The sequence below is a fragment of the Thermus sp. genome, from assembly GCF_056332225.1.
Genome location: NZ_JBWGQW010000043.1, coordinates 1 through 2,223, shown reverse-complemented (window position 1 = coordinate 2,223; position 2,223 = coordinate 1). Strand labels below are relative to the sequence as shown.

The 2,223-nt window shown below is 68.6% G+C and carries 2 protein-coding genes; one reads left to right on the top strand and one right to left on the bottom strand.

What is annotated here, in order from left to right:
- Nucleotides 1–60: 60 nt before the first annotated feature.
- The gene (locus AC01Y6_RS07970; protein WP_476671022.1) at nucleotides 61–1,596 is read right to left on the bottom strand and encodes a carboxypeptidase M32; all 1,536 of its coding nucleotides are present in this window, start codon (nucleotides 1,594–1,596) and stop codon (nucleotides 61–63) included.
- Between the two features lie 66 nt (nucleotides 1,597–1,662).
- Here AC01Y6_RS07970 and AC01Y6_RS07965 point away from each other — a divergent pair.
- The coding region (locus AC01Y6_RS07965) for a prepilin peptidase (RefSeq protein WP_476671020.1) at nucleotides 1,663–2,223 on the top strand (561 nt) is incomplete at its 3' end.

Here is a 2,223-nt window from a genome sequence, read left to right as displayed (position 1 = left end):
CTGCCCATGGGGGGGCTTGGGCTTCCTGCTGGGGCTTTTCCTCTTTGAAAGCGTGGGCGCCTAGAGGGCGTAAAGCGCCCCGAACTTCCGCTCCAGGTAGTCCAGGAAGGGCCTGGAGCTCGGGGCCTCTCCCGTGACCCGCTCCACCAGGGCCTTGGGGCGGAAGCGGCTCCCCTCGGCGTGGATGCGCTTTCGGCTCCAGTCCAGGAAGGTCTGGAAGTCGCCCCGGGCGAAGAGGGGCTCCAGGGGGCCGAGCTCGGCCTCGGCCTTTTGGAAGAACTGGGCGGCGTAGAGGTTGCCCAGGGTGTAGGTGGGGAAGTAGCCGAAAAGCCCCCCGGACCAGTGCACGTCCTGCATGACCCCGTCCTTGTAGTCCCTGGGGGCCACCCCCAAATAGGCCCGGTACTTCTCCTCCCAAGCCCCGGGGAAGTCCTCGAGGGCAACCTCCCCCCTAAAGAGGGCGAGCTCCAGCTCCAGGCGCACCAGGATGTGGAGGTTGTAGGTGACCTCGTCCGCCTCCACCCGGATGAGGGAGGGCTCCACGGCGTTGACGGCGAAGTGGAAGTCCTGAAGGCGCACGTCCCTCAGGCTCGGGAAGACCTCCTGGGCCCGGGGGAAGAAGCGCTCCCAAAAGCCCAAGGAGCGGCCCACCAGGTTCTCCCAGGTGCGGCTTTGCGACTCGTGGACCCCCAAGGAGACCGCCTCCCCCCTCGGGGTGCCCCAGTGCTCCTTGGGCAGGCCCTGCTCGTAGAGGGCGTGCCCCATCTCGTGGAGGGTGCCGAAGATGCCCGCGTTGAAGAAGTCCTCGTAGTAGCGGGTGGTGATGCGCACGTCCCCGGGGCCGATGGAGATCTCAAAGGGGTGGGCGGTGGGGTCCAGGCGGCCGGCCTCGAGGTCGTAGCCGCAGGCCCCAAGGAGCTCCAGGGCGAAGCGCCTCTGGGCCTCGGCGGGGTAAGGGCGGTGGAGGAGGGCGGTGTCGGGCCGTTTCCCGCTTCCCAGGATCCGGTCAAGGAGCCCCTTCAGGCCCTCCTTGAGCTCGGCGAAGAGGGGAAGGAGCTCCCTGGCCCGCATCCCCGGCTCGTACCCGTCCAGGAGGGCGTCGTAAAGCTCGCCGTAGGGCGGGTCCCCGGGGGCCGGGGGGAGGGCGAAGAGGACCTCCGCCTTCTCCTTGGTGAGGGCGTAGACCCGCCTAAGGTAGGGCAGAAAGCCCTGCCAGTCGTTCCTGGGCCTCGCCTCCTCCCAGAAGCTCTCCGCCTCGCTTTCCGCCTGGGCGAGCTCCACGGCGAGCCTCTCGGGGATGGCCCGGGTCCTCTCGTAGGCCTGGCGCCACTCCCGCACATTCACCGCGGCGTCGGAGAGGGGGTCCTGCACCAGGGGGCTTCCCTCCACCGCCGCAAGCCACTCCCCGATCCTGGGGTCGGTCATGCGCTGGTGGAGGAGCCGGGCCAGGGCCGCCATCTGCCTCGCCCGGTGCTCGTGCCCCTTCCTCGGGATCATGGTGCGCTGGTCCCAGGCGGCGAGGGCGCCCAAAGAGGCCAGGTAGGCGGTCTCCCTCTGAAACTCCAGGAGGTTCTGGTAGGCGGTTTCCGGCGTCACGGGGCCATCCTACACCCAAACCTTTCAAAGCGCTGTGAAAGCCGGGCCACCCCGTAGAATGCCCCTATGTGGCCTCTCTTCGCCCTGGTCCTGGGCCTTGCGGTGGGCTCCTTCCTCAACGTGGTGGTCCACCGCCTCCCCCGGGGGGAGTCCCTGGCCTTTCCCCCTTCCCGCTGCCCCCACTGCGGCCACCGCCTGGGGCCTTTGGACCTCGTCCCCGTCCTCTCCTACCTCGCCCTAAGGGGGCGGTGCCGCTACTGCGGCCATCCCATCTCCCCCCGCTATCCCCTGGTGGAGGCCCTCACCGGGGGCCTTTTCCTCCTGGCGAGCCTCTTTTATCCCCCGGGGGTGGAGGCTTTCCTCGTCTTCCTCTTCCTGGCCTTTTTGGTGGCCCTCGCCTTCATAGACCTGGACACCTTTGAACTTCCCGACCCCCTAACCTATGGCCTCCTCTTCCTGGGGCTCTTGGCCTCTTGGGCCCTGGGCTTCCCCCTCCCCTTCCAGGAGAGCCTGGACGGAAGCCTCATGGCCGCCGGGGGGCTTGGCCTGGTGGCGGGGTACGGGAACCTCTTCCTTAGGCGCTTTAGGGAGGGCAGGGCCGAGGTCCCCGTGGGGCCCCACCAGGTG